General features: G+C 73.2%; 21 protein-coding genes. 7 read left to right on the top strand and 14 right to left on the bottom strand.

Features of this window, described 5'->3' with window-relative positions; all coding sequences use genetic code 11:
- The first annotated feature begins 28 nt into the window (after nt 1-28).
- A complete protein-coding gene (locus ADL22_RS24040) occupies nt 29-4,327 on the top strand; it encodes a Pls/PosA family non-ribosomal peptide synthetase (RefSeq protein WP_066983548.1) in 4,299 nt (1,432 codons plus the stop codon).
- Between the two features lie 5 nt (nt 4,328-4,332).
- The gene (locus ADL22_RS24035; RefSeq protein WP_079064387.1) at nt 4,333-5,079 is read left to right on the top strand and encodes a BPL-N domain-containing protein; all 747 of its coding nucleotides are present in this window, start codon (nt 4,333-4,335) and stop codon (nt 5,077-5,079) included.
- 31 nt (nt 5,080-5,110) lie between these two features.
- On the opposite strand, the gene ADL22_RS24030 is transcribed toward ADL22_RS24035, so the two are convergent.
- From ADL22_RS24030 to ADL22_RS24005, 7 genes are all read right to left on the bottom strand, one after another.
- Nucleotides 5,111-5,488, bottom strand: coding sequence for a VOC family protein (locus ADL22_RS24030; RefSeq protein ID WP_066983566.1), 378 nt, complete (start codon nt 5,486-5,488; stop codon nt 5,111-5,113).
- A gap of 154 nt (nt 5,489-5,642) precedes the next feature.
- Nucleotides 5,643-6,647 (bottom strand): ABC transporter substrate-binding protein, encoded by a 1,005-nt coding sequence (locus tag ADL22_RS24025; RefSeq protein ID WP_066983545.1) that lies wholly within the window; start codon nt 6,645-6,647, stop codon nt 5,643-5,645.
- Nucleotides 6,648-6,649: 2 nt separating this feature from the next.
- Nucleotides 6,650-8,644 carry an ABC transporter permease gene (locus ADL22_RS24020; RefSeq protein ID WP_066983542.1) on the bottom strand — a complete coding sequence of 665 codons (1,995 nt, stop codon included), beginning with the start codon at nt 8,642-8,644 and terminating at the stop codon, nt 6,650-6,652.
- Nucleotides 8,641-8,814, bottom strand: a complete 174-nt coding sequence (locus ADL22_RS35490; RefSeq protein WP_159048714.1) for a hypothetical protein — start codon at nt 8,812-8,814, stop codon at nt 8,641-8,643. The genes ADL22_RS24020 and ADL22_RS35490 overlap by 4 nt, the downstream gene beginning before the upstream one ends.
- A complete protein-coding gene (locus ADL22_RS24015; protein WP_066983539.1) occupies nt 8,814-9,944 on the bottom strand; it encodes a quaternary amine ABC transporter ATP-binding protein in 1,131 nt (376 codons plus the stop codon). Before ADL22_RS24015 ends, ADL22_RS35490 begins: the two co-directional genes overlap by 1 nt.
- Complete coding sequence (locus ADL22_RS24010) at nt 9,944-11,485, bottom strand: GMC family oxidoreductase (protein WP_066983535.1); 1,542 nt, start codon at nt 11,483-11,485, stop codon at nt 9,944-9,946. Before ADL22_RS24010 ends, ADL22_RS24015 begins: the two co-directional genes overlap by 1 nt.
- 82 nt (nt 11,486-11,567) lie before the next feature.
- Complete coding sequence (locus ADL22_RS24005; protein ID WP_107116377.1) at nt 11,568-13,076, bottom strand: aldehyde dehydrogenase family protein; 1,509 nt, start codon at nt 13,074-13,076, stop codon at nt 11,568-11,570.
- 303 nt (nt 13,077-13,379) lie between these two features.
- Between ADL22_RS24005 and ADL22_RS24000 the strand changes: the two genes are divergently transcribed.
- The 3 genes from ADL22_RS24000 to ADL22_RS23990 all read left to right on the top strand — a co-directional run bounded on the left by ADL22_RS24000 (nt 13,380) and on the right by ADL22_RS23990 (nt 15,142).
- Nucleotides 13,380-14,192 carry a hypothetical protein gene (locus ADL22_RS24000; RefSeq protein WP_079064386.1) on the top strand — a complete coding sequence of 271 codons (813 nt, stop codon included), beginning with the start codon at nt 13,380-13,382 and terminating at the stop codon, nt 14,190-14,192.
- 89 nt (nt 14,193-14,281) lie between these two features.
- On the top strand, nt 14,282-14,875 hold the full coding sequence (locus tag ADL22_RS23995) for a Uma2 family endonuclease (RefSeq protein ID WP_066983526.1): 594 nt from the start codon (nt 14,282-14,284) through the stop codon (nt 14,873-14,875).
- A 57-nt stretch (nt 14,876-14,932) separates the two neighbouring features.
- Nucleotides 14,933-15,142, top strand: coding sequence for a DUF5988 family protein (locus ADL22_RS23990; protein ID WP_066983523.1), 210 nt, complete (start codon nt 14,933-14,935; stop codon nt 15,140-15,142).
- Nucleotides 15,143-15,214: 72 nt separating this feature from the next.
- On the opposite strand, the gene ADL22_RS36390 is transcribed toward ADL22_RS23990, so the two are convergent.
- The 7 genes from ADL22_RS36390 to ADL22_RS23955 all read right to left on the bottom strand — a co-directional run bounded on the left by ADL22_RS36390 (nt 15,215) and on the right by ADL22_RS23955 (nt 22,921).
- A complete protein-coding gene (locus ADL22_RS36390) occupies nt 15,215-16,195 on the bottom strand; it encodes a hypothetical protein (protein WP_066983520.1) in 981 nt (326 codons plus the stop codon).
- 6 nt (nt 16,196-16,201) lie between these two features.
- Nucleotides 16,202-16,585 carry a hypothetical protein gene (locus tag ADL22_RS23980; protein WP_066983517.1) on the bottom strand — a complete coding sequence of 128 codons (384 nt, stop codon included), beginning with the start codon at nt 16,583-16,585 and terminating at the stop codon, nt 16,202-16,204.
- A gap of 1 nt (nt 16,586) precedes the next feature.
- Complete coding sequence (locus tag ADL22_RS23975) at nt 16,587-18,419, bottom strand: hypothetical protein (protein ID WP_066983514.1); 1,833 nt, start codon at nt 18,417-18,419, stop codon at nt 16,587-16,589.
- 282 nt (nt 18,420-18,701) lie between these two features.
- Entirely contained in the window at nt 18,702-19,691 is a 990-nt protein-coding gene (locus ADL22_RS23970; protein ID WP_066983511.1) for a malate dehydrogenase, read from the bottom strand.
- Between the two features lie 437 nt (nt 19,692-20,128).
- On the bottom strand, nt 20,129-21,349 hold the full coding sequence (locus ADL22_RS23965; RefSeq protein WP_066983508.1) for an NADP-dependent isocitrate dehydrogenase: 1,221 nt from the start codon (nt 21,347-21,349) through the stop codon (nt 20,129-20,131).
- Between the two features lie 145 nt (nt 21,350-21,494).
- Entirely contained in the window at nt 21,495-21,923 is a 429-nt protein-coding gene (locus ADL22_RS23960; RefSeq protein ID WP_066983505.1) for a DUF3017 domain-containing protein, read from the bottom strand.
- A gap of 140 nt (nt 21,924-22,063) precedes the next feature.
- Nucleotides 22,064-22,921, bottom strand: a complete 858-nt coding sequence (locus ADL22_RS23955; protein WP_066983502.1) for a bifunctional methylenetetrahydrofolate dehydrogenase/methenyltetrahydrofolate cyclohydrolase — start codon at nt 22,919-22,921, stop codon at nt 22,064-22,066.
- Between the two features lie 246 nt (nt 22,922-23,167).
- On the opposite strand from ADL22_RS23955, the gene ADL22_RS23950 reads away from it, so the two are divergent.
- Nucleotides 23,168-23,950 carry an RDD family protein gene (locus ADL22_RS23950; protein ID WP_066983499.1) on the top strand — a complete coding sequence of 261 codons (783 nt, stop codon included), beginning with the start codon at nt 23,168-23,170 and terminating at the stop codon, nt 23,948-23,950.
- Nucleotides 23,951-24,078: 128 nt separating this feature from the next.
- A complete protein-coding gene (locus tag ADL22_RS23945; RefSeq protein WP_066983497.1) occupies nt 24,079-24,657 on the top strand; it encodes a hypothetical protein in 579 nt (192 codons plus the stop codon).
- Nucleotides 24,658-24,719: the final 62 nt, after the last annotated feature.

Raw genomic sequence — 24,719 nt, 5'->3', positions numbered from 1 at the left:
CACCGGCGTCCGGCGCTCCGATGGAGTCATGGCCACGACCAGGCGGATCCCCACGCGGCTGCACCGCCTCTTCGAATCCACCTGTGACCGCGTGCCGACGGCGACGGCGCTGGAGTGCGCGGGGCGGAAGCTCACCTACGCCGAGCTGGACGCCCGCGCCAACCGGCTCGCGCACCACCTCCGGGGCCTGGGCATCGGGCCCGGTTCCCGGGTGGCGGTGCTGGTGCCGCGGTCGGTGGACATGTACGCCGCGCTGCTGGCGGTGGGCAAGGCGGGCGCGGCCTTCGTACCGATCGATCCGGCGGCGCCCGCGGACCGGGTGGCGTTCATCGCGGCGGACGCCGGGGTGGACGCGGCACTGACGGTCTCCGGAACGGGCGGAGCGGGACGCGAAGCCGATTCCGGCTCCGGCGACGGGACGGGCTCCGGCGCCTCGGACGGCTCCCCCGGCCCGTTCCCCGCCCGCGCCCACGTCGTACGCCTCGACCACGACGCCGACCGGATCGCCGCCGCGCCCGATACCCGGCCCGAGCCGCCCCCGTACAACGCGGCGAACGCGGCGGACGACCCCGACCCGCTCGCGTACATCATGTACACCTCCGGCTCCAGCGGCCGCCCCAAGGGCGTGGCCATCGCGCAGTCCAGCGTCTGCAACTTCCTCGCCGTCGTCCCGGACGTCTACGGCGTCCGCCCCGACGACCGCGTGTACCAGGGCATGACCATCTCGTTCGACTTCTCCATCGAGGAGATCTGGCCCACCTGGGCGGTCGGCGCGACCGTCGTCGCCGGCCCGGCCGACGCCGGCGCGGGGCGGCTCGGCGCCGAACTCGCCGATGTGCTGGACGCGTCCGGCGTCACCCTCCTGTACTGCGTACCGACCCTGCTGGCGACCATCCCGAGGGACCTGCCGCGGGTGCGTTCCCTCGTCGTCGGCGGCGAACCCTGCCCACCGCAGCTGGTCGAGCGGTGGAGCCGCCCCGGCCGGCGGATCCTCAACACCTACGGCCCGACCGAGATCACCGTCACCGCCACGGTCGCCGAGCTGCGGCCGGGCCGGCCGGTCACCATCGGCCGCCCGCTGCCCACGTACTCGGTGGTGCTGCTGGACGAGGAGCGCCGGCCGGTGCCGGACGGCGCGGTCGGCGAGATCTGCGTGGGCGGCCCGGGCGTCGCCCGCGGCTACGTCGGGCGCCCGGAGCTGACCGCCGAGCGCTTCATCACGCACCCGTCGGCCCCCGGCGGCGGCCGGCTCTACCGCACCGGCGACCTCGGGCGGCTGACCCCGGACGGCGAGATCGAGTTCCTGGGCCGGGCCGACGACGAGGTGAAGGTCCGCGGCTACCGCATCGACCTCGGCGAGATCGACAACGTCCTGCTGGAGGACCCGGGCGTGGCCGAGGCGGCCACCGCGCTGGTGCCCCTGCCCGGCGGGGACGGCGACGGCGAGCAGCGCGAGCTGTCCGCGTACGTGGTGCCCGCCCCGAATGGCGACGGGGCCGGGGCGGCGGACGAGGACGCGCTGGTGGCCCGGCTGCACCAGCGGCTGCGCCACCGCCTCCCGGCGTACATGGTCCCGCCCTTTCTCGACCTCGTCCCCCGGCTGCCGGCCCTGCCGAGCGGCAAGGTGGACCGCAAGCGGCTGCCCGCGCCGACCGGCCGCCGGCTCGGCGGTGGCGGCGGTGGCAGCGGTCAAGTGACGCCCCCGCGCGGCGAGTTGGAGACCCGGGTGCGGGACGTGTGGGCCGAGGTCCTCGGCATCGGCCCGGACGCGCTGTCCACGGAGGCCGACTTCTTCGACGAACTCGGCGGGCATTCGCTGCTCGCCGCGCAGGTCGTCTCGCTGCTCCGCGGCCGCGGCGTCGGCGGCGGCACCGGCGCGACCCTGCGCGATGTCTACGCCCATCCGACCGTGCGGCGCCTGGCGGCCCGGCTGGCGGAGCTGCCCGACTCGGCGGCGCCCGCCGGCACCGGGGCAGGCGCCGGGCCGGAAGGCACCGGGCCCACCGGCGCCGGAGCGGCGGACGACGCCAGCCGCATCCCCGTCAGCAGAGCAGGCGGCAGAGGCGGCAACGGCGGCAGCGACGGCGACGACCCGGCCACCGGCCGCCACGGAAGCCGCGCCCACGACCCCGCCATCCGCCCCCGCCCCCTCCGCCACCCCCGCTCCCGCATAGCCGCCGCCGGCCTGGCGCAAGCCGGGGTGATCTACGTCCTGCTCTTCCTCATCACCCTCCCCCTCGCGGCCGTCTTCAGCTGGGAGCACGGCCAGTTCACCAGCCGCACGCCGGTCCCGGTGCGCCCCGTCCTGGCCGTCCTGGTCAGCTACTTCGGCGTCCGCTGGGTGCTGCCGGCGGTGTGCGCCCGGCCCCTGGCGGCCGGCATCCGGCCGGGCCGCTACCCCCTGTGGGGCACCACCTACCTCCGCCTGTGGACGCTCGCCCTGCTGCTGAGCGTCAGCCCGCTGGTGACGCTCAGCGGCTCGCCCCTGATGGGCCGCTACTTGCGGCTGCTGGGCGCCCGGATCGGCCCGCGCACCACCATCGCCAGCGGCGCGATCCCCCTGCCGACCCTGCTGTCGGTCGGCGCCGACGCGTCGATCGGCTACGGCGTCACGCTGCGCGCCTGGCGGGTGGCGGACGGCTGGGTGACCGTCGCCCCGATAGCCATCGGCCGCGGCGCGTACGTAGGGGCGCACGCCGTACTGGAGCCCGGCGCGTCGATGGCGGCCGGGTCCGGGCTCGCCGAGCAGTCGGTGCTCGGCCAGGGCGAGACCGTACCGGCGGGGGCCCGCTGGGCCGGTTCGCCGCCGTCCCCCGTACCGGCGCTGGCCCGGCACATCGAGGACATGCTCCGGGCCGGCGGCACCACCGAACGCGGCCGCCCCCGCCACGCCGCCGCCGCGGTGCTCGGCACCGCACTCCTGGAATGCCTCACCCTCGGCGTGGCGGGCCCGGGGGCGGCGCTGGTCTGGTGCGCCTGGCTGGCCTGGGGCAGCGTCCCCGCCGTCCTCGTCACCCTCACCGTGGCCGCGCCCGTCTACGTCGTCTCCGTCTGCGCCGCCGTCGCGTGCGCCAAACGGCTCGTCCTGCGCCGCACCCCGGTCGGCACCCACCCCGTCCGGTCCGCGCTCGGCGTCCGCAAATGGCTCTCCGACAAACTGCTGGAGGCCAGCCTCACCCTCACCAACTCCCTTTACGCCACGCTCTACACCGTCCCCTGGCTGCGGCTGCTGGGCGCCCGGATCGGTGCCGGCGCGGAGGTCTCCACCGCCTCCCACCTCGACCCCGACCTGCTCACCCTCGGCGAGGGCAGTTTCGTCGCGGACATGGCGGGGGTCGGCGGCGCGGCGTACGCCGGCGGGCGGGTGGTGTGCCGCCGCACCGAGGTCGGCCGGCGCGCGTTCGTCGGCAACGCCGCCTACCTCCCGGCCGGCACCCGCACCGGCCCCGGCTCCCTGGTCGGCGTCGGCACCGTCCCGCCCGGGGAGGAGGTCCCGCCGGACTCGTCCTGGCTGGGCTCCCCCGCCATCCACCTCCCGCACCGGCAGAGCAGCGGCACCTTCCCCGAGGAACTGACCTTCCGCCCCACCCGCGCCGCGGTCCGCCGCCGCCTGGCCATCGAATACTTCCGCACCACCCTCCCCGCGGCCCTCCTCGGCACGGCCGGCTTCGGCTTCCTCCTCACCCTCTCCGGCCTCGCCCACAGCCCCCACCCGGCCCTGCCCCTCCTCCTCGCCCCGGTCCTGCTCCTGGCCTCCGGCCTGGCCGTGATCGCCGCCTGCGCCGCCCTGAAATGGCTGGTCATCGGCGCGTACCGCCCCCGCGTCGAACCCCTCTGGAGCTGGTTCGTCCGCCGCACCGAATTCGTCACCGGCCTCTACGAGGCGGCCGCCGTCCCCGCCGGACTCGCCATGCTCACCGGCACCCCGTTCCTCCCGCCCCTCCTCCGCCTCTTCGGCGCCCGCGTCGGCCGCCGCACGTGGTTCGGCACCACCTTCCTCACCGAGTTCGACCTGGTCGAGATCGGCGACGACGCGGCGATCAGCGCGGGCGTAAGCTTGCAGACGCACCTGTTCGAGGACCGGGTCATGAAGATGTCGAAGGTCACGGTCCGGCCCGGCGCCACGGTCGGCAGCCGCACGGTCGTGCTCTACGACGGAGTGGTCGGCGACGGCGTCTGGCTCGACGCGCTCTCCCTGGTGATGAAGGGCGAGTACCTCACCCCCGGCACGGCCTGGCGCGGTATCCCCGCCCAGGGCCTGGCCCTCCGCCCCGCCGCCCGGCCCGCCGCCGAGCCGGCCCCGCACTCCCCCAGCCCCTCACGGTGAACCCCATGCCCCCTCCCCCCGGCTTCCCCGACGCCCTCCGCGGCCTCTTCGGCGCCCGCACCGAGAAGGCGGCGCCACCCCCCGAGACCGGCGGCCGCCGCCTGGCCCTGGTCTACCGCGGCCCGGCCGCCCGCCCGGCCGGCTGCTCCGAGGCGGTCGCGTCCCTGCTCGCCACCGGCCCCTGGAACTTCGACGTCCGCTACGTCGGCCCGCACGAGGAACTCCCGCTCTCCCCCGCCTCCCTGGCCCACGCCGCGGTCTACGCCCAGCCGGGCGGCGGCTCCCTGGCCCCCGCCTACCGCCGGCTGCGCAAGCACCGCGACACCCTCCGCGACTACGTCGGCGGCGGCGGCCGCTACCTGGGCGTCTGCCTCGGCGGCTACCTCGCCGGCCAGACCCCCGGCTTCGGCCTGCTCCCCGGCGACACCGACCAGTACATCGTCACGCCCGGCGCCACCGTCGGCCACGACGGCGACACCCTCGTCGACACCCGCTGGCGCGGCCTCCCCCGCACCGTCTACTTCCAGGACGGCCCCCACTTCGTCCTCGACGACAACGCCGACGCCACCGTCCTGGCCACCTACCCCAACGGCACCGTAGCCGCCCTGGTAGCCCCCTTCGGCTCCGGCCGCGTCGCCGTCGTCGGCCCCCACCCCGAAGCCACCGACGACTGGTTCCTCGACGAAAACCTCCCCGTCCACCACACCCACGACCTGGCCATCGACCTGGTCAACGAACTTTTGGAACGGTGACCGGGCCGCTCGCCCGCCAGGTTGTGTCCCGTCAATCCCGGACGAGACAGAACGGGTGCCCTGCGGGATCCGCGAAGATGCGCCAACTCCGCTTTCCGTCACCCGCATCGAGCAGTGTGGCGCCCCGTTCGAGGACCTCTTCCTGGGCTTCGTCCAGGTCCTTGACCCCCAGGTCGAGGTGGAACTGCTGAGGCCGAGCGGAATCCGGCCACCGTGGCGGCCGATGGTCTTCCACCCGCTGGAAGGCCAGCACGAACCCGCTGTCGGCATGGAGCGTCGCCCAGCCGTCGCCGAGCGACCACCGCGGATCCGGCTGGTTCACCACACCGCCGACAAGCGACTGGTAAAACCGGGACAGCTCAACGACATCGGCACAGTCCAACACCACACACTGCAGCTTGGCGACCATGCAGGGCAGCGTCTCACGACGCCTGATCACGCTCTACAGCCGGAGCACCAACTCTCCCCCGCAAGGACCTCGCACCGACGCGCGACCGCCGGGCGCCCCCGCCTCAACGGCGGGGCCACCCGGCGGCGTTAGCGATCTCCCGTGGCCGGACCCATCACTTCCCCGGTAGCCACTGCTTCCAGACGTCCGGGTGGGTGTCCACCCATTGCTTGGCGGCGTCGTCGGCGGGCAGGCCCTTGGAGGCGATGAGTTCGGCTACCTCGTTCTGGTTCTGCTTGGACCAGCGGAAGTTCTTCAGGAACCGGGCGGCGGGGCTGCCGCTCTTGGCGAAGTCGGTGTTGAAGTACTTCTGCAGGGGGGTGGTGGGGTACGCGCAGTCGATGGACTGCGGGTCCTTGGTGCCCTTGGCCGCGCAGGCGTCGGTGTACGGGGGGAGTTTGACCTCCACCATCGGCACCTGGTTGAAGAGCCACTGGGGCTCGTACCAGTAGGTGAGGAACGGCTTGTGCTGTTTGGCGAACTGCTGGATCTGGGTGATCTGGGCGGCCTCGGAGCCGGCGAAGACGACCTGGTAGTCCAGGCCGAGGTTCTTCACCAGGGCCTTGTCGTTGGTGACGTAGGACGGTGAACCGTCCATCAGCTGGCCCTTGTCGCCGCTCTCCGAGGTGCGCAGTTCCTTGGCGTACTTGTTGAGGTTCTTCCAGTTGGTGACGTCGGGGTGGGCGTCGGCCCAGTATTTGGGGACCCACCAGCCGATATGGCCGGTGACGCCGTTGCCGCCGCCGGCGGTGATGGTCTTCTTGTCCTGGACGTAGCGCTTCTCCTGGTCGGGGTGGCCCCAGTCCTCCAGGATCGCGTCGACCCGGCCCTGGCTGAGCGCGTCCCAGGCGGGGATCTCGTCCACCTGGACGGTGTCGACGTGGTAGCCCAGCTCGTGTTCGAGGAGGTACTTGGCGACCGCGACGTTGGCCTGCGCGCCGACCCAGGTCTGGACGGACAGGGTGACGGACTTGGAGCCCTTGGCGGCCGCGAACGGCGACGCCTGCTTGGTCATATCGGCCTTGCCGCAGCTGGAGAGCGACATGATCAGCGCGCCGGTGGCGGCGGTGGCGGCCAGCGCCCTGGTGAGGGTGCGGGCGCGGATGGGTGTGCGGGACATGGTCAGGCTCCCTTCCCCGTCGTCCGCCGTTCCGTGGGCTGGGTGACCCGGTCGAGCATCAGGCCCAGGCAGACGATGGCGACGCCGGCGACCAGGCCGATGGCGAGGTTTCCGGTGGCCAGGCCGGTGACCACGTCGTAGCCGAGGGCGCCGCCGCCGACCAGGCCGCCGATGATGACGACGGCGAGGACGAGCACCACGCCCTGGTTGACGGCGAGCAGCAGCGCGGGCCGGGCCAGCGGGAGCTGGACCTGGCGGAGGGTCTGCCAGCGGGTGGCGCCCAGCGAGCGGGCGGACTCCATCGCGCCGGGGTCGACCTGGCGCAGGCCCTGGGTGGTGATCCGGATGACCGCCGGCAGGGCGTAGACCACGGCCGCGGCGGCGGCCGGCGCGCGGCCCACCGCGAAGAGCGCCACGACCGGGATGAGGTAGACGAACTGCGGCATGGTCTGCATGACGTCCAGCACCGGCCGCAGGACCGCCTCGAAGCGCTTGCTGCCGGCGGCCAGGATGCCGATGCCGATCCCCACGGCCAGGGTCACCACGAGGGCGGCGATGACCTGGGAGAGGGTGTCCATGGACGGCTTCCACACGCCGAGGACGCCGATGGCGGCCATGGCCAGGACGGCGGTCAGCGCGGTGCGCCAGGTGCCGATGAGCCAGGCCAGCGCGGCGACGACGAGCAGCACGCCGTACCACGGCAGGGCGGTCAGGCCGTCGCGCAGCGGGTTGAGGACCCAGTTGGTGAAGTGCGCGGCCCAGTCGGCGGTGCCGCCGATGACCGGGACACCGGAGTAGAGGTGGTTGACCATCCACTCCTTGACGTCGTTGACGGGGCGGGCGATGGCGAACGTGGCGCCGGTGGGCCAGACCGCGGAGCCGGCCAGCCGCCCGGCGAGCGCGGCGGCGGCGGTGACCGCGGCGATACCGGCCCAGACGGGCCAGCCGCGCAGCAGCCGGGGGCGGCCCGCGGACGCGTCGGTGCCCAGCTTCTCGCCGGCCGCGGCGGTGGTGCGGTCCATGACGATGGCCAGCAGCACGATCGGGATCGCGGCGGCGAGCGCGGCGCCGACGTCGACCGAGGCGAGCGCCTGGTAGACGCGGTCGCCGAGGCCGGCCGCGCCGATCATCGAGGCGATCACGGCCATGGACAGCGCCATCATGATCGTCTGGTTGACGCCGAGGAGGAGTTCCTTGCGGGCCAGCGGCAGCCGGGCGGTGAGCAGCCGCTGACGCCCGGTGGCGCCGAGCGAGGCGACCGCTTCCAGCACGCCGGCGTCCGCGCCGCGCAGGCCGAGCGCGGTGAGCCGGGCCATCGGCGGGGCCGCGTAGATGACGGTGGCGAGCAGGGCGGCCGGGACGCCGATGCCGAAGATCATCACGACCGGCAGGAGGTACGCGAAGGCCGGCAGCACCTGCATGGTGTCCAGCACCGGGCGCAGCACCTTGAACAGGCGCGGAGAGAGGCCGGCGGCCAGTCCGAGCAGCGCGCCCACGGCGACCGAGGCGAGCACCGCCACGATCATCAGGGCCAGCGTCTGCATGGTCGGCACCCACATCCCCAGCGCGCCGCTGACCAGGAAGGACAGCAGGGCGGTGGCGGCGATCCGGGGGCCGGCGACGCGCCAGGCCAGCAGCGTCACCCCGGCCGTCACACCCGTCCAGCCGAGGGCGAGCAGCAGGAGGTAGACGGCGCGGACGGAGAGCACCACGGCGTTGCTGAGGTGGCCGAGGACGTAGACGAACAGCCAGTGGCTGTCGCGGTTGTCGATGATCCAGTTGCTGGCGCCGTTGAGCGGTCCGGAGACGTCGACGCTCAGCGCGGCGGGCCAGCCGGCGCCGGGCCAGGCGGTGGCGGCGACGGGTATCAGGGCCGCCGCGGCGACGCCGAGCAGCAGGAGCTTGGCGAGGCCGCGGCGGCGCAGCAGCGCCTGCAGCGGGCGGGGTCTGCCGGCGGCGAGCGCGGAGGCGGTGGTGGGGGGTGCGGCGGTGCTCATGCGCGGCCCCGCTTCACCGTGCCGGCCGGCACGTTCAGGGCGGCGGCGCGCTGGGCCTGGCGCCACTGGCGGAGCAGGGCGGCGCGCAGCCGGGCACGGGGGCCGGCGACGGGGGCGCGGCCGACGGCGGCGGCGCGGGCGGCGCCGCGGTAGGGAGCGGCGGCGTACATCACGCGGCCACCTCCCCGGCCGGGCCGTGGTGCGGCTGGGGGATCCGGGCCACCACGTTCAGCAGGCAGGCGCTGTCGACGATGCCCAGGCAGCGGCCGCCGTCGACGACCCGGGCCGGGCCGCCGGAGCGGGCGACCGCCTCGATGGCGTCGCTGATCAGGGTGTCGGGGGCGAGCGCGGGGCCGTCGCCGGCCTCGCCGTCCTCGGCGGGCCGCATCGCGCGGCGCACGGTGAGCACCTGCTCGCGCGGCACGTCCCGGACGAAGTCGCGGACGTAGTCGTCGGCGGGCGAGCCGACGATCTCCTCGGGGGTGCCGAGCTGGACGATCCGGCCGTCGCGCATCAGGGCGATCCGGTCGCCGATCCGCAGCGCCTCGGCCAGGTCGTGGGTGATGAAGACCATGGTGCGGCCCTCCTCGCGGTGCAGGCGGACGACTTCTTCCTGCATATCGCGGCGGATGAGCGGGTCGAGCGCGCTGAACGGCTCGTCGAACAGCAGGACTTCGGGGTCCACGGCCAGCGCGCGGGCCAGTCCGACGCGCTGCTGCTGGCCGCCGGAGAGCTGCCCGGGGCGGCGCTTCTCCAGGCCGGCCAGGCCGACCTTGGCGACCATCTCGGCGGCCCGCTCGCGGCGTTCGGCCCGGCCCATGCCCTGGATCTCCAGGCCGTAGGCGACGTTGTCGAGGACGGTGCGGTGCGGCAGCAGGCCGAAGTGCTGGAAGACCATCGCGGCCCGGCGGCGGCGCAGTTCGCGCAGCGCGGAGCGGTCCATGGCGCGGACGTCCTCGCCGTCCATCTCCAGGGTGCCGCTGGTCGGTTCGATCAGCCGGGTCAGGCAGCGGACGAGGGTGGACTTGCCGGAGCCGGAGAGGCCCATGACGACGAAGACCTCGCCCTTGCGGACGTCGAAGGAGACGTCGCGGACGGCCGCGGTGCAGCCGGTCCGCTCGCGCAGCTCGGCCGCGTCCAGGCCGGCCAGCGCGGGGTCCTCGGGGATCCGCTCGGCGCGCGGTCCGAAGACCTTCCAGAGGTTGCGGACGGAGAACACGGTGGACGCCTCGTCCGCGGAAGTCACGGAGTCCTTACGGGGGTTGGGGACGGCGGTCGGGTCGGCGGGCGTACCGGCCATCACGCATCACCCCCCTGGGTCGGGGCCTGGCGGAGCAGTTCGGCGCACTTCTCCCCCACCATCAGGACGCCGATCATCGGGTTGACCGCGGGCATGGTCGGGAAGACCGAGGCGTCGGCGATCCGGATGCCGCACAGTCCGCGGATCTTCAACTCCGGGTCGACGACGGCCAGTTGGTCGTCGGCGGCGCCCATCTTGCAGGTGCCGGCCGGGTGGTAGACGGTGTGCGCGGCCTTGCGGACCAGCTCACTGATCTCCGCGTCGTCGGTGACCTCGGGGCCGGGGAAGACCTCGCGCTTGAGCCACTTCTTGAACGGCTCCGCCTGGGCGACCTGACGGGCCAGCTTGATGCCGTCGACCAGCGTCCTGCCGTCGTAGTCGTCCGGGTCCTCGAAGTACCGGAAGTCCAGCGCGGGCTTGGCCTCGGGGTCGGCGGAGGTGAGGTAGAGGCGGCCGCGGGAGCGGGACTTGGGGATGTTGGGGGTCATCGAGACGCCGTGCTCGGGGCGCTCGTAGCCCAGCCGCTCGGGGTTGTCGGTGAACGGGATCTGGTAGAAGTGGAACATCAGGTCCGGGCCCTTGTGGTCCGGGTCCCGCTTGACGAACAGCCCGGCGTCCGAGTCCATCGCGGAGTTGCCGGGGATCGGCCCGTTGGTCTCCCAGACGATGACCGATTCGGGGTGGTCGATGAGGTTCTCCCCGACGCCCGGCAGGTCCAGCACGCACGGGATGCCCAGCGCCTCCAGGTCGTGCTTCGGCCCGATGCCGGAGTGCATCAGCAGCCGCGGGGTGTCCACCGCGCCGGCGCACACCAGCACCTCGCGGGCGGCCTCGACGTAGACCTCCGCGCCGTCCTTGGTGCGGACGTGGACGCCCTTGGCGGTGGTGCCGTCCAGCTCCAGCTTGTACGCCCAGGTCTCCAGCATCAGCGTGAGGTTGGGGCGGTCGCCGGCCTCCATGTGGGGGTGGAGGTAGGCGACGGAGGCGGAGGAGCGCTTGTTGTTCTCCGGGTGGTAGGCGAGGTCGAAGAAGCCGACGCCCTCGTCGAAGGGCCGGTCGTTGAAGCCGACGACCTCGGGGACGCCGAGGGCGGTCTTGACGGCCTCGATCCAGTCCGTGGCGATCTGGTTCCGGTCCTTCTTCGCCACCCGCACGATGTTGTTGCGCAGCTTGCCGAAGTACGGGTCCATGTCCTTGGCGCCCCAGCCCGCGGCACCGGCCGCCGCCCACTCGTCCCAGTCGGACGGCAGCGGCTTGAAGGAGATCAGCGTGTTGTGCGACGAGCAGCCGCCGAGGACCTTGGCGCGGCTGTGCAGGATGTGCGAGTTGCCGCGCGGCTGCTCGGTGGTCGTGTACTCGTAGTCCAGCTCGCCGCCGAGCAGGCCGAGCCACTTGCGCAGGGTGAGGACGTCCTCGCGGTCGATGTCGGACGGGCCGCCCTCGATGACGGCGACGGTGGTGTCCGGGTCCTCGGTGAGGCGGGAGGCGATCACGGAACCGGCGGTGCCACCGCCGATCACGACATAGTCGTACACGGGCATGGGGTGTGCTCCTTACTGCGCGGTGCGCGCGGGGCCCGGAGGTGCGGATCCGGGCCGAGGGGACGGGCCAGGGCGGTACCGGTCAGCCGGCGAACCAGCGGACGGGCCGCGGCCGCAGGTTCTCGTAGATGTGCTTGCTTTCCCGGTACTCGTCCAGTCCACTCGGACCGAGCTCCCGCCCGATGCCGGACTTTCCGAAACCGCCCCATTCGGCCTGCGGCAGGTACGGGTGGTAGTCGTTGATCCATACGGTGCCGTGCCGCAGCCGGGCGGCGACCCGGCGCGCGCGGGCCGTGTCGGCGGAGAAGACCGCCCCGGCCAGCCCGTACTCGGTGTCGTTGGCGAGCGCGACCGCCTCGTCCTCGGTGCTGAACGTCTCCACGGTCAGGATCGGGCCGAAGGTCTCCTCCCGGACGACCTTCATCCCGCGGTGGCAGCCGTCGAGGACGGTCGGCAGGTAGAAGTAGCCGCCGGCCGGGCGGACCGCGCTGGGCTCGGGCCGGGCGCCGCCGCACCGCAGACTGGCGCCCTCGGCGAGCGCGGACGCCACGTACGCCTCGATCTTCTCCAGCTGCTGGCGGGAGACCAGCGGACCGCACTCCACGCCCGGCTCGGTGCCCCGGCCGAGCTTGATCTTCTCGGCGCGGCGGGCGAGTTCGGCGACGAAGCGGTCCCGGACGGACTCCTCGATGATCAGCCGGGCGCCGGCCGAGCAGACCTGCCCGCTGTGGATGAACGCGGCGTTCAGCGCCTGGTCCACGGCGGTGTCGAAGCCGTCGTCGGTGGCGCAGGCGTCGGCGAAGACCACGTTGGGGTTCTTGCCGCCCAGCTCCAGGGCGATCTTCTTGGCGCCGGAGACCGCCGCCGCGCCGGCCGTGGTGCCGCTGGCCAGGCCGCCGGTGAACGAGAAGAGGTCCACGTCCGGGTGCTCGGCGAGCCGCTGGCCGACCGGCAGCCCGGCACCGGTGACGATGTTGGCGACGCCGTCCGGCAGGCCCGCCTCGTTCAGCAGCCGCACCAGGTGCACCGTGGAGAGCGGGGTGACCTCGCTGGGCTTGATGACGAAGGTGTTGCCGGCCGCCAGGGCCGGCGCGATCTTCCAACTGGCCTGGAGCAGCGGATAGTTCCACGGCGTGATCAGCGCGCAGACGCCGACCGGTTCGTGCACCACCACGCTGTGCACCTCCGGCGATCCGGCGTCGACGACCCGGCCGCCGCTCTCGTTGACGACGAGGTCGGCGAAGTAGCGGAAGGCGCTGGTCACGTCGTCGACGTCGACCCGGCCCTCCTCCAGGGTCTTGCCGGTGTCGCGGCTCTCGATGAGCGCGATGGCCTCGCGGTCGCGCTGGAGCAGGTCGGCGACCCGGCGCAGCAGCGCGGCCCGCTCGGCGGCGGGCGTGCGCGGCCAGGCCCCGGCGCCGCCGTCGAAGGCGGCCTTGGCGGCCGCGACCGCCGCGTCGGCGTCCTCGGCGCCGCCCTCGGCGACCACCTGGAGCGTCGTCGCGTCGGCGGGGTCCAGGACCTCCCGTGTGGCGCCGGATGCGGCCGCCCGCCACACCCCGCCTACGTGAATGGTCTCGTTTGTCTCGATTGCCGACACGACGTCCTTCTGCCTTCCCGTTTTTCCGGTGCGGTGCGCGGGCGAGTCGGGCCGTCCGGTGTCTCCACTGGTTCAACCACTTCCCCCGCCCGGCAACCGGGACCCCTAACCGAAAGCCCCGGGCCTATGCGCAAACATTCATCGAAAGTGACCCGAGTCACCGCATGGCGTCCAACCTCTCCGCATGCGTCCGAATAGCCCGGAAAGTACGCTGAATAGCCGTATGCCTACCCGGGAGCCTTCCGGACGGCCCGCAGCGGACGCCCGGGAGCCCCGCCGAGCGGAGGTGCCGCGATGCCCCGCAGACGCCGCTCCGTGGCTTTTGGCGCCGCCGGCGCCGCCGTGGCCTTGATGTGCACCGCGGGCGCCGCGGTCCCGGCCGGTACGGCCCCGTCCGGTACGGCCCCGGCCGCCGGCGGTGGCGGCGAGGGCGACCTCGCCGGCAAGTCCGCCCAGCAGATCTCCGACGACGCCCTGCACCAGCTCACCGGCGCGACCTCGCTGCGCCTGCGCACCTCCACCAGCACGGACGACACCCAGCTCGACCTCACCCTGGACCGGTCCGGGAACTGCGCCGGCCACATCAGCAAGGGCCCGCTCGGCCGGGTCGATCTGATCAAGCGCGGCAAGGACGTCTGGCTGAAGCCGGACGCCGCGTTCTGGAAGAGCCAGCTGCCCGGCGACGAGGGCGCCGCCGCGGCCCGCGACTACCGCGACCGCTACCTCCACGGCACCACCGACGACAGCTTCCTGCAGAGCCTGGCCGCCGCCTGCGACCTCACCGCCTTCCAGAAGTCGATGACCCCGCCACCGCCCGACCCGCAGGGCCCGTCGCAGCCCTCGGTCACGCTCACCAAGGGCGCGCCCACCACCCGCGAGGGCACCCGCGTCCTGCCGATCGTCAAGAAGGCCGGCGGCGCCACCCAGACCCTCTACGTCGCCGTGGAGGGCCGGCACTACCCGACGGAGCTGACGACCGAGGTCGACGGCGAGACCGGCACCATCCGGCTCGGCGACTACGACCGCCCGGTCCCCTCTGCCACCCCCGACCCCGGCCGGACGGCCGATATCTCCGTCCTGGAGGGCGGCCCGTCGCAGAGCGTATGAGCGGACGCGCCCCGTGACCGCTCGTACATACGTATCGTTGAACCGTGCGGCTCCCCCCATCCCGCGGCGGAGCGGGGAGGAGCGGCACGATGACCATCAGCCTTGAACGGACCGACAGGATCGAGATGGCCGAGCCCGGTGAGCTGTCCTTGGACCAGTTGTTCGAGCGACTGGAGCGGATGCCCGTCCCCGAGGGATACAAGGTCGAGATCGTCGAGGGGACCGTTTACATGACGCCGCAGCGGGACGTTCACTGGCAGTGCATTCGCCGGGTCCTGTGGGCTTTCGAAGACCGCTTCGGGCGGGACGCCCACCTGGTTTCGGACGTGCGGATCGATTTCCCGGGGGGTGACAACGCCTTCTGCCCGGACGTCGCCCTGATCGCCGACAGCGCCAAGAAAGTACGCGGCCGCTGGCGCCCTCAGGACATCCAGTTCGTGGCGGAGGTCATCTCCAGGGGAACCGGGATGAACGACTACGGCCCCAAGAAGCACGCCTACGCCGACGCCGAAGTCCCCGTCTACCTCATCGTGGACCCGTACGTCCGCCGCTGCCGGGTCTTCACGCACCCGCAGGACGGCGAATACAAGCGCGACCTCACCGTGGCCTACGGCGAACCGATCGATCTCACGGACACCGTGCTCGGCATGACCATCGAGACCGAGCATTTCCCGCACGACTGAGCGCCGCCCCCGGCGAGCCGCCCCCGGCCGGGAACGGGTGCGCGAGACACTGCCGCCATGGCGAGCAAGGCACCCAAGGCAGTTCTCCAGGGCGGACCCGAAGGGATCACCGAGCGGATCGTGGAGGTCACGCCGGACGGCGGCGACCTGAAGATTCCGTTCCGCGGCGGCTACGAGCACTTCCGGCCGACCGCCCGGGAGTGGGACACCGCCGACGGCCGCCTGCCGGTGTACGAGTGGTGGGAGCGCACCGAGCTTCCCGGATAGCGGCCGCGCGGCCCGGGGCGACCGGGCCGCACCTCCTCAGCGTTGCCGCATCTCTCAGGCGCTGGGGACGAGTCAGGCGCTGGGCACGAACGAATCCAGGGCCGCCCGCTGGATCGTCTCCTGCTGGGGCCAGTCGGACTCCGGGCCCAGGACCAGCACCGCGAACTGCCGGCCGTCCGGGACGGTGAAGGCGCAGTCGACGGCCCGCACCCGGATGCCCAGGCGCTCGCTGTCGTAGGCGTAGGTCAGCACCGCGCCGTCGCTGCCGCCCGGGCCCGGGCGCGGTTCGATGCCCAGCTCCTCGTAGCCCGGATTGCGGGACAGGCCCTTGGACGCCTGCTCCAGGGCCTGGCGCGGGGTGAGGTCGGGCTCGGTGATCTGGAAGATCTGGAGCAGGCTGCGGTCGTCCGGCGAGGTGTAGAAGACGCCGGTGGAGCGCAGGTCGCGCTGCCAGCCCTCGGGGACGGCGAGGGTGAAGCCCTTGTCGTCGTGGACGAGGCGGTAGCCGCTGGGCACGGCGGTGGACGAGGCGGAGGCGTCGGGGGTGGGCGACGCGGAGTCCGGGCCGGAGGCGGTGGCGGTCGGGGTGCCTGCTGGGGTGGCGGTCGCCGAGGCGGCCGGGCGGGCCGCGGGCGGGGTGTCCGGGCCGCGGCCCCACAGGAGATAGCCGCCGCCGGCACCGGCCAGCACCACGGCGGCCACCGCCCCCGCGACCAGGACCCGCCGCCGGCCGCCGGACTCGGGGCCGGGACCGCCCTCGGGGCCGGAGCCGGGGACGCCCGCGGAGTCGGGACCGTATCCGGGGCCGGGCCACGGGGTGTACGGCGGGCCGGGCGGGAAGCCGGGCGCGGTGGGGGCGGACGCAGTGGGGGCGGTCGGGTCGGAGGGGGCGGACGGGGCGGGTGACGGGGCCGTACCAGGGGCGGTCGCGGGTGGCGGGGGCGCGGCCGGGCGGGGCGGCATCGGGCCGGTGTACGGGCGGGCCGGGCGCGGCGGGCCGGTTTCCCAGGACTGGGTGTCGGGGTTCCAGCGCGGAACGGGGCCTTGGGGCACGGCCGGTCAGCCTCCCAGGAGCGCGGCGACCGCCTGGACGACCGCCGCGCCGGACGCCAGCAGGCCCACCACGGAACCGGCGTCGGTCAGCGCGCCGCGCAGCCGGGCCAGCCGGCCGGGGGCGGCCGCGCCGCTGCCGGCGATCTCCTCCTCGGTGCCGGCCAACTCGTCCGTCAGTGCCCGGACTTCGGGCGTCTCCACGGCCCGGCCGAGGTCTTCGCGCAGGGCGCGGACGGCCCGCAGCAGCTCCTCGTGCGCCGGATCGACGGCGGGCGCGGCGTCCCGGCCGGCGTTGTTGATGGCGATGTTGTGGTCGCCGATGGAGACCACGCCCTGGACGTTGCCGATGGTGATGCCCTTGCCGTTGCCGGACGCGTCGGTGGGTGCCACGTCAGGACCTGCCCTTCTGGGATGCGGGGTCGCTCTTGGGAGCGGGGTCGCCGTTGTTGGTGATGGTGTTGTGGTCGCCGATGCCGATGGCGCCCTGGGCGGACTCGACGTAGACCCCGCCATCGGCGACATGGACGATCCGCTGCTCGAATTCGGCGGTCTGGTAGCCGGCGTCGCGCAGCGCGCTGGTCACACCGGCGGCCACCCGCTGCTGAATGGTCTTCAGATAGCGGGCGACGTCCATGTACTGGAACAGCGAGGCGTCGTCGGTCGCGCCGAGCTCGCGGACCGAGGCGGCCGGGCCCTCCGGGAGGGCGGCACCGTGGCCCTCGGTGGCCCGCCCCCAGCCGCCGCCCAGCCCGCGCAGCAGGGTCAGCACGGCCTCGCCGGCGGCCCGGGGGGTGTTGGTCAGCGCCCAGACGGCGCGGCCGAAGCGGTGGTGGTGGCGGTACTGGTGGGCGATCCGGTCGGCGTTCTGGAACAGCGGGCGCAGCGGCCACAGCACATGCGGGGCCACCTCCATCATCAGCATCCCGCCCTGGGTGTGGACCCGGACGAAGACGGTGGTGACCACGCCTTCGTTCCACCCCCCGACGCGGATCCGCAGGAAGTGGCGGCGGGTCTCGCCGCCCTCCTCCAGGGCGGCGGCCCGGTGCTGCTCCAGGGCCGCGGGGTCGTACGGGGCGGCGGCGCGGGTCGGCAGGCCGTCGGCGGGCAGGAAGACGCACTGGTCGATTTCGAGGGAGCGCAGCCGGTCGCGGACCGCGTCGGCGGTCTCCGGGGAGCCGGACGGCACCCGCAGCGCCTCCACCAGCGGGACGATCCGGGCGAGGATCTCGCCGTTGTCCAGCGGGACGGTGGTGGTGCCGGCCCGGGGCACCAGCTCCACCGACAGCGACCACGGCTTGAACGGCTCGCCGGCGCCGCAGAACGGGTCGCCGGGGCGGTACATCACCAGCGGGCCGTGCTGCTCGATCCGGATCCGCTCGCGCAGCCGCTGGAAGCGGATGCCCTCGGCGTGCTCGGCCGGGTCGGACCTCACGTCGGGGAAGCGCTCCGGGGACAGCTCGTGGGCCAGTGCGCGGGCGAACTGGCCGCGCTGGAGCGCCACCAGGGCCGCCACCAGCACCGGCAGCAGCAGCGTCACCCACACCGCGAAGCCGAAGCCGAAGCCCGGGCCCGAGCTGTCGGAGCCGCCGCCCCCATCGCTCCAGCCGCCGCCGGACGAGGAGCCGGTGAGGCCGGTGTCCGAGAGCAGGGCGTTGATCAGGCCGAGCGGTGACAGTGCCGGCAGGAGCAGGGTGCTGGCGAAGGCCGTCGTGACCATGCCCACCAGGAAGAGGAACAGCGTGACGCGGGCGTACCAGCGCAGGACGAAGGCGAAGCCCCGGACGAACCAGACGGTCGGGGCGAGCCGGCGGACGAAGCGGGCCAGGCCCAGCAGCGCGACCGGGATGAGGTAGGCGGAGGTCAGCCCCCGGGACAGCGGCAGGGAGACGACCCACGCCAGCAGGATCGCCGCCGACCAGCCGAGCTCCAGCCGGCGGGCGCGCAGCGCGTGCGCCAGCACCCGGGCCGCGTCGATGCCCAGGGACGGGGCGGCGAACCGCTCCTCGTGGACGTACAGCTCGTCGATGACGGCGTCGCGGAAGGTGTCGTCGAGGTAGGTGCCGGCGCACAGCAGGCGGGTGGCCTCACTGGCCCCGGGCGGCGTCGGGGGCAGCGGGGCGGGCGGCGGTGCGGCTGCGGGCGCCTTGCGCAGCCCGGGCGGCTCCCCCGAGCCCCCGGATCCCCCGGCTCCCCCGGGCTGTGCGGGCACGTGCGTACCGGTCATGGCCTCCCCCGTCGCTGCTCTCACCGCCGTCCCCTGTCGGCGTATCCCTCTCAACGCCCCCGCGCGGCACGGCGGTTCCGCCGGCGCGCATCGTCACCCGAACGTGTGAAAGGGACCGCAGCATAAAGGAGGCGGACACCGGCTGTCAGCGCGTTAACGAGGGTCCGGCGCCCGGACCGGCGGACCCAACGGGCCGAGCCCGCACGGCAGTTGGGCCGTACGGGCTCGGTCGAGTGATGCGGGTGGTGCCGGTGATGCGGGTGGTACGGGAGAGGCGGCGGCTCAGATGAGGCCGAGCGCGCGGACCGCCTCGCGCTCCTCCGCCAGCTCCTTGACGGAGGCGTCGATGCGGGCGCGGGAGAAGTCGTTGATCTCCAGGCCCTGGACGATCTCGTACGCGCCGTCCTTGGTGGTGACCGGGAAGGAGGAGATCAGGCCCTCCGGGACGCCGTAGGAGCCGTCCGAGGGGATGCCCATGGAGGTCCAGTCGCCGTCGGCGGTGCCGGTGACCCAGGTGTGGACGTGGTCGATGGCGGCGTTGGCCGCGGAGGCGGCGGAGGACGCGCCGCGCGCCTCGATGATCGCCGCACCGCGCTTGGCGACGGTCGGGATGAAGGTGTCGGCCAGCCACTGCTCGTCGTTGACGGTCTCGGCGGCGCTCTTGCCGGCGACGGTGGCGTGGAAGATGTCCGGGTACTGGGTCGCGGAGTGGTTGCCCCAGATGGTCAGGCGGCGGATCTCGGACACCGGGGTGCCGGTCTTCTTCGCGAGCTGGGTCAGCGCGCGGTTGTGGTCCAGGCGGGTCATCGCGGTGAAGCGCTCGCGCGGTACGTCCGGCGCGGCGGCCTGGGCGATCAGCGCGTTGGTGTTGGCGGGGTTGCCGACGACCAGGACCTTGATGTCGTCCGCGGCGTGGTCGTTGATGGCCTTGCCCTGCGGCTTGAAGATGCCGCCGTTGGCCTCCAGCAGGTCGCCGCGCTCCATGCCCTTGGTACGGGGGCGGGCGCCGACCAGCAGCGCGACGTTGGCGCCGTCGAAGGCGACGTTCGGGTCGTCGGTGATGTCGATGCCCTGGAGCAGCGGGAAGGCGCAGTCGTCGAGCTCCATCGCGGTGCCCTCGGCCGCCTTGAGACCCTGCGGGATCTCCAGGAGGCGCAGCTTCACCGGCACGTCCGCGCCGAGCAGCTGACCGGAGGCGATGCGGAAGAGGAGGGCGTAACCGATCTGGCCGGCGGCGCCGGTGACGGTGACGTTGACGGGAGTGCGGGTCATGGCGATCTCCTGCGCGGTATTCCGGGGGCAAGCCCCTGGACCACCTTGGGTGGCGGTGGGTGTCCCTGCCCATCTATCGAGGTCTCTTGGTATCGAGAGAACCGGCCGTCAGGCTATCGGAACCCCGCGCGCCGCTGGTGGCGGGCCGGTGTGGGACACCTCACCGGCGCCCGCCGGGGCGAGGCGACGGCCGCCCGCGCCGTGGAGGGGAGGGCGCGGACGGCCGTGCGGTGGTGACACACCCGTGGGGGGCTGGGGAGCGCATGCCCGGGATCCGCGACGGCAATCCCCCCTTTCTCGCGGCGCTCCCCCGGGGGCGGCGAATCCCGGCCAGTGGGGCCGGGCCCGGCGCGCCAACAGGCGGGCCCCACGCGCCCGTAAGCCGGACCCCACGGCCCCCGTAAGGCAGGCCCCCGGCCGGGCCCCGCCCCCGCCCCTCACGCCGGCGCCATCGTCCGCTGGAGCGCCTCCTCCACCGCGTCCAGGAACTGACCGGTCGTGAGCCAGGGCTGCGCCGGGCCGATGAGCCGGGCCAGGTCCCTGGTCATCCGGCCGCCCTCGACGGTCTCCACGCAGACCCGTTCCAGGGCCTGGGCGAAGCGGGCGACGTCGGGGGTGTTGTCGAGCCGGCCGCGGTGCGCCAGCGCGCGGGTCCAGGCGAAGACGGACGCGAGGGGGTTGGTGGAGGTGGACTTGCCCTGCTGGTGCTGCCGGTAGTGGCGGGTGACGGTGCCGTGCGCGGCCTCCGCCGCCAGCGTCCGGCCGTCGGCGCTCATCAGGACCGAGGTCATCAGCCCCAGGGAGCCGAAGCCCTGGGCGACGGCGTCGGACTGCACATCACCGTCGTAGTTCTTGCAGGCCCACACATAGCCGCCGGACGACCGCATGGCGAAGGCGGCCATATCGTCGATGAGCCGGTGCTCGTAGGCCAGCCCGCGGTCCTCGAACGCGGCCCGGAACTCGGCGTCGAAGACCTCCTGGAAGAGGTCCTTGAAGCGGCCGTCGTACTTCTTCAGGACCGTGTTCTTCGTGGCGAGGTAGACGGGGTAGCCGCGGTCGAGGCCGTAGCGGAACGACGCGCGCGCGAAGTCCCGGATCGAGTCGTCGTGGTTGGCCATCGCCAGCGCCACGCCGGGACCGGGGAACTCGTGCACCTCCAGCTCGACCGGCTCGCCGCCGCCGGCCGGGGTGAAGGCCAGGGTGAGCGTGCCGGGCCCGGGGATCTTGAGGTCGGTGGCGCCGTACTGGTCGCCGAAGGCGTGGCGGCCGATGACGATGGGCCGGGTCCAGCCGGGGACCAGCCGCGGCACGTTGGCCACGGTGATCGGCTCGCGGAAGATCACGCCGCCGAGGACGCGGCGGAGGGTGGCGTTCGGCGAGCGGTACATCGCCTGGAGGTTGAACTCCTCGACCCGCGCCTCGTCCGGGGTGATGGTGGCGCACTTCACCCCGACGCCGTACTCCCGGACGGCGTGCGCGGCGTCGAGCGTCACCTGGTCCCGGGTCGCGTCGCGGTTCTCGATGCCGAGGTCGAAGTACTTCAGGTCGATGTCGAGATACGGGAGGATCAGCCGGTCCCTGATGGACGCCCAGATGATGCGGGTCATCTCGTCGCCGTCGATCTCGACGACGGGGCCGGCAACCTTGATCTTGGCCATGGACGTCCCTCTCGCGGTCGGTGCACCCCCGGACGTCGCCAAGTTACCCGCGTCACACAGGCGCGCGGCGCTACGGCACGAGGTGTGCCGCGGCGCCGCGCGAGGCTCCCGGGCGGTCCTGCCGCGAGGGCGGGCCCCCGCGTGCCTATCGGACCGTGAAGTGCACGATGTCGTCGAGGAACGGGATGTGGATCCACGGCTTGGGCTGGACCATCATCGCCAGGATCACGATGACGAAGCCCAGCCCGCCGTATGTGAGCAGGTCGGTGAAGCGGGACCGGACGGCCAGCATCCCCACCGACGGCAGCGCCCAGCGCAGCGCCGCGCCGCCCAGCAGGGACAGCCCGATCAGGATCGTGCCGATCCGGAACGCGTCCACCGCGACCAGCAGCAGCCCGGCCGCGACCCCGGAGAGCACCGCCAGCAGCGGCCACTGGCGGGCCGGTGCCGGATAGTCGCCCGAGGCGGCCCGGCCGCCGCCCTCGGGGCGGGCGGTGTCGCGGGTCAGCTGCGGAAAGCGGCGCGGGGTGCGCTGCGGCTCGGACGCGCCCTCCGAGTGCGCTTCGGCAGCCATGTCTGGCGGTCAGCCCCTTCCGGTGTCCGGATCCGCCGGCATCGGCGGTACGACGGGTACGAGAGGTTCAACGGGTTCGGCGGGTCGAGTGGTTCCCGCGGATCGAGTGGTTCCCGCACGGCCGGCGGGAACCAGCCCGGTCACAGGCCGGCCGCGCGCTCCGCCGCCTCGACGACGTTGACCAGCAGCTGGGCGCGGGTCATCGGGCCGACGCCGCCGGGGTTGGGGGCGACCCAGCCGGCGACCTCGGCGACGCCGGGGTGCACATCGCCGACGATCTTGCCGTTCTCGTCCCGGCTGACGCCGACGTCCAGGACGGCCGCGCCCGGCTTGACGTCCTCGGGCTTGATGATGTGCGGCACACCGGCCGCGGCGACGATGATGTCGGCCCGCTTCAGGTGCGCGGACAGGTCGCGGGTGCCGGTGTGGCACTGGGTGACGGTGGCGTTCTCCGACTTGCGGGTCAGCAGCAGCGGCATCGGGCGGCCGATGGTGATGCCCCGGCCGACGACGACCACGTGCGCGCCGTTGATCTCGACGCCGTGCCGCCGCAGCAGGGTGACGATGCCGTACGGGGTGCAGGGCAGCGGGCCCTCGATGCCGAGCACCAGGCGGCCCAGGCTCATCGGATGCAGCCCGTCGGCGTCCTTGGCCGGATCCATCAGTTCCAGGACGCGGTTGGCGTCGATCCCCTTGGGCAGCGGGAGTTGGACGATGTAACCGGTGCAGTCGGGGTTCTCGTTCAGTTCCCGGACGACGGCCTCGATCTCCTCCTGGGTGGCCGTGGCGGGAAGTTCGCGCTGGAGGGAGGCGATGCCCACCTCGGCGCAGTCCCGGTGCTTGCCGTTGACGTACCAGCGGCTGCCGGGGTCGTCGCCGACCAGCAGGGTGCCCAGGCCCGGGGTGACACCCTTGGCCTTCAGCGCCTCCACGCGGGCGGTGAGCTCGGACTTGATCGCGGCGGCGGTGGCCTTGCCATCCAGAATCTGGGCACTCATACCCCCATCCTCGCGGATGAGGGCGGCCGTGTTCCAATCAGGGCGCGCGGACGGCAGTTGTCCGGAAACGATCATTGCGGTTGGACAAAAGCTGACCGCCTTGACTGGACAGACGGAATCCTCACCTAGAAGGATTGACGGCGCAGTGCCGCAGGCATCGTCGGGGGCGGGCCATGAAACAACCTGTTTTTCCTCCGAGTCACGCCGCGTCGTCCCCCACTGACACCAACGGAGGAAAGCAGCACCATGAGCTTCGGTGACCCGAACAACCCCTACGGCCAGCAGCCGCCGCAGGCGCCGCAGGGCCCGTACGGCCAGCAGCCCCCGGTCCCGCCGCAGGGCGGCCAGCCGGGCTACGGCTACCCGCAGCAGGGCCAGGTCCCGCCGCAGCAGCCCCAGCAGCCGTACGGCTACCCCCAGCAGGGCCAGGTCCCGCCCCAGGGCCAGCCCGGCTACGGCTACCCGCAGCAGGCGGCCGCCCCGTACGGGCAGCCGGGTATGCCGGGCATGCCGCAGGGCTACGCGAGCTGGGGGGCGCGGGTCGGTGCCCTCCTGCTCGACGGCCTCATGATCTTCGCGGTGCCGACCATCCTGTACATCATCGCTGCCGTCGTGGCCGCCGGCTCGGCCAGCTCCGCCAGCAGCGCAGCCAGCAGCGCAGCCAACAGCTGCCCTCCGGGCGACTACAACTGCGTCTCCAACGCCTACTCGTCGTCGTCGACCATGCCGACCGGCGCCGTCATCGTCATGGTGCTGGCGTGGCTGGTCATGGTGGGCGGGATGTTCTTCCTCATCGCCAAGGAAGGCGCCACCGGCCAGACCCCGGGCAAGAAGGTGCTGGGCATCAAGGTCATCAAGGAGGCCACCGGCCAGCCCATGGGCTTCGGCATGACCTTCGTGCGCTACATCTGCCGCTACCTCAACGGCCTGCTGTGCGGCATCGGTTGGCTGTGGCCGCTCTGGGACGACAAGAACCAGACCTTCGCGGACAAGATCGTCGGCACGGTGGTCGTCCAGGCCCCCAAGTAATGCCGTAACGGGCCCTCGGACGCCCGCACCAGCCGATGAAGGCCCCCTCGCAGCAGCGACCGGGGGCCTTCTGGCGCTCTCAGTTACCGCTTCGCCTCGATACCGCATCGCCTGAAAGGGCACCGCTCGTGAGCTATCCCAACCCCAACCCCTACGGCCCCCCGCCGGGACAGCAGCCCGGTTACGGCTATCCCCAGCAGCCCGTGCAGCCAACGCCTCCGCAGCAGCCGGTGGCGCCGTACGGCCCGTACCCGGGCGGTGCGATACCCACGCCCCAGATGCCGTACCCGACGGTGATGCCGGGCGGCGTCAAGGCGGCCCGGGCGCTGCTGTTCGTGCTCGCCGGTCTGAACCTCATCGGCCTGGTGCTGGCGGTGATGGGGCTGGGCGGCGTCACCAAGGCATCGCACGAGGCGGCCACCTCGGCCTATTCGGACATGTCGGCGTTCAACGTCGGCAAGGGCTTGCTGATCGCGATCATCGTCATCATCGTGATCTTCACGGCGGGCGCGATCACGCTCGCCGCGCAGTTCGGCAACGGCGGCAAGGGCGTCCGCATCGCCACCATCGTCGCCTGCGTCCTCGGCATCATGCTGAGCCTGGGCACCTTCCCGTTCGGCCTGGTGCACACGGTGCTGGGCGTGCTGGTGCTGGTTTTCGTCGCCAAGGATGACGGCAACGCCTGGTTCAACCGCCCGCGCTACTGACCCCGCGGGCGTTGCGCGTAGGCGCCGCGTACGGCTGAGGGCCGCACCCCGTTGGACGGGGG

The organism is Streptomyces sp. NRRL F-4489 (assembly GCF_001509485.1).
Classification (GTDB): Bacteria; Actinomycetota; Actinomycetes; order Streptomycetales; family Streptomycetaceae; genus Streptomyces.
This window is presented reverse-complemented; position numbering and strand designations above follow the sequence as displayed.

Bases quoted from the DNA above. Each gene is read 5' to 3' on its own strand.
- ADL22_RS24040 (WP_066983548.1), top strand. From the start codon at position 29: ATGGCCACGACCAGGCGGATCCCCACGCGGCTGCACCGCCTCTTCGAA.
- ADL22_RS24035 (WP_079064387.1), top strand. From the start codon at position 4,333: ATGCCCCCTCCCCCCGGCTTCCCCGACGCCCTCCGCGGCCTCTTCGGC.
- ADL22_RS24030 (WP_066983566.1), bottom strand. From the start codon at position 5,488: ATGGTCGCCAAGCTGCAGTGTGTGGTGTTGGACTGTGCCGATGTCGTT.
- ADL22_RS24025 (WP_066983545.1), bottom strand. From the start codon at position 6,647: ATGTCCCGCACACCCATCCGCGCCCGCACCCTCACCAGGGCGCTGGCC.
- ADL22_RS24020 (WP_066983542.1), bottom strand. From the start codon at position 8,644: ATGAGCACCGCCGCACCCCCCACCACCGCCTCCGCGCTCGCCGCCGGC.
- ADL22_RS35490 (WP_159048714.1), bottom strand. From the start codon at position 8,814: ATGTACGCCGCCGCTCCCTACCGCGGCGCCGCCCGCGCCGCCGCCGTC.
- ADL22_RS24015 (WP_066983539.1), bottom strand. From the start codon at position 9,944: ATGGCCGGTACGCCCGCCGACCCGACCGCCGTCCCCAACCCCCGTAAG.
- ADL22_RS24010 (WP_066983535.1), bottom strand. From the start codon at position 11,485: ATGCCCGTGTACGACTATGTCGTGATCGGCGGTGGCACCGCCGGTTCC.
- ADL22_RS24000 (WP_079064386.1), top strand. From the start codon at position 13,380: ATGCCCCGCAGACGCCGCTCCGTGGCTTTTGGCGCCGCCGGCGCCGCC.
- ADL22_RS23995 (WP_066983526.1), top strand. From the start codon at position 14,282: ATGACCATCAGCCTTGAACGGACCGACAGGATCGAGATGGCCGAGCCC.
- ADL22_RS23990 (WP_066983523.1), top strand. From the start codon at position 14,933: ATGGCGAGCAAGGCACCCAAGGCAGTTCTCCAGGGCGGACCCGAAGGG.
- ADL22_RS23975 (WP_066983514.1), bottom strand. From the start codon at position 18,419: ATGACCGGTACGCACGTGCCCGCACAGCCCGGGGGAGCCGGGGGATCC.
- ADL22_RS23970 (WP_066983511.1), bottom strand. From the start codon at position 19,691: ATGACCCGCACTCCCGTCAACGTCACCGTCACCGGCGCCGCCGGCCAG.
- ADL22_RS23965 (WP_066983508.1), bottom strand. From the start codon at position 21,349: ATGGCCAAGATCAAGGTTGCCGGCCCCGTCGTCGAGATCGACGGCGAC.
- ADL22_RS23960 (WP_066983505.1), bottom strand. From the start codon at position 21,923: ATGGCTGCCGAAGCGCACTCGGAGGGCGCGTCCGAGCCGCAGCGCACC.
- ADL22_RS23955 (WP_066983502.1), bottom strand. From the start codon at position 22,921: ATGAGTGCCCAGATTCTGGATGGCAAGGCCACCGCCGCCGCGATCAAG.
- ADL22_RS23950 (WP_066983499.1), top strand. From the start codon at position 23,168: ATGAGCTTCGGTGACCCGAACAACCCCTACGGCCAGCAGCCGCCGCAG.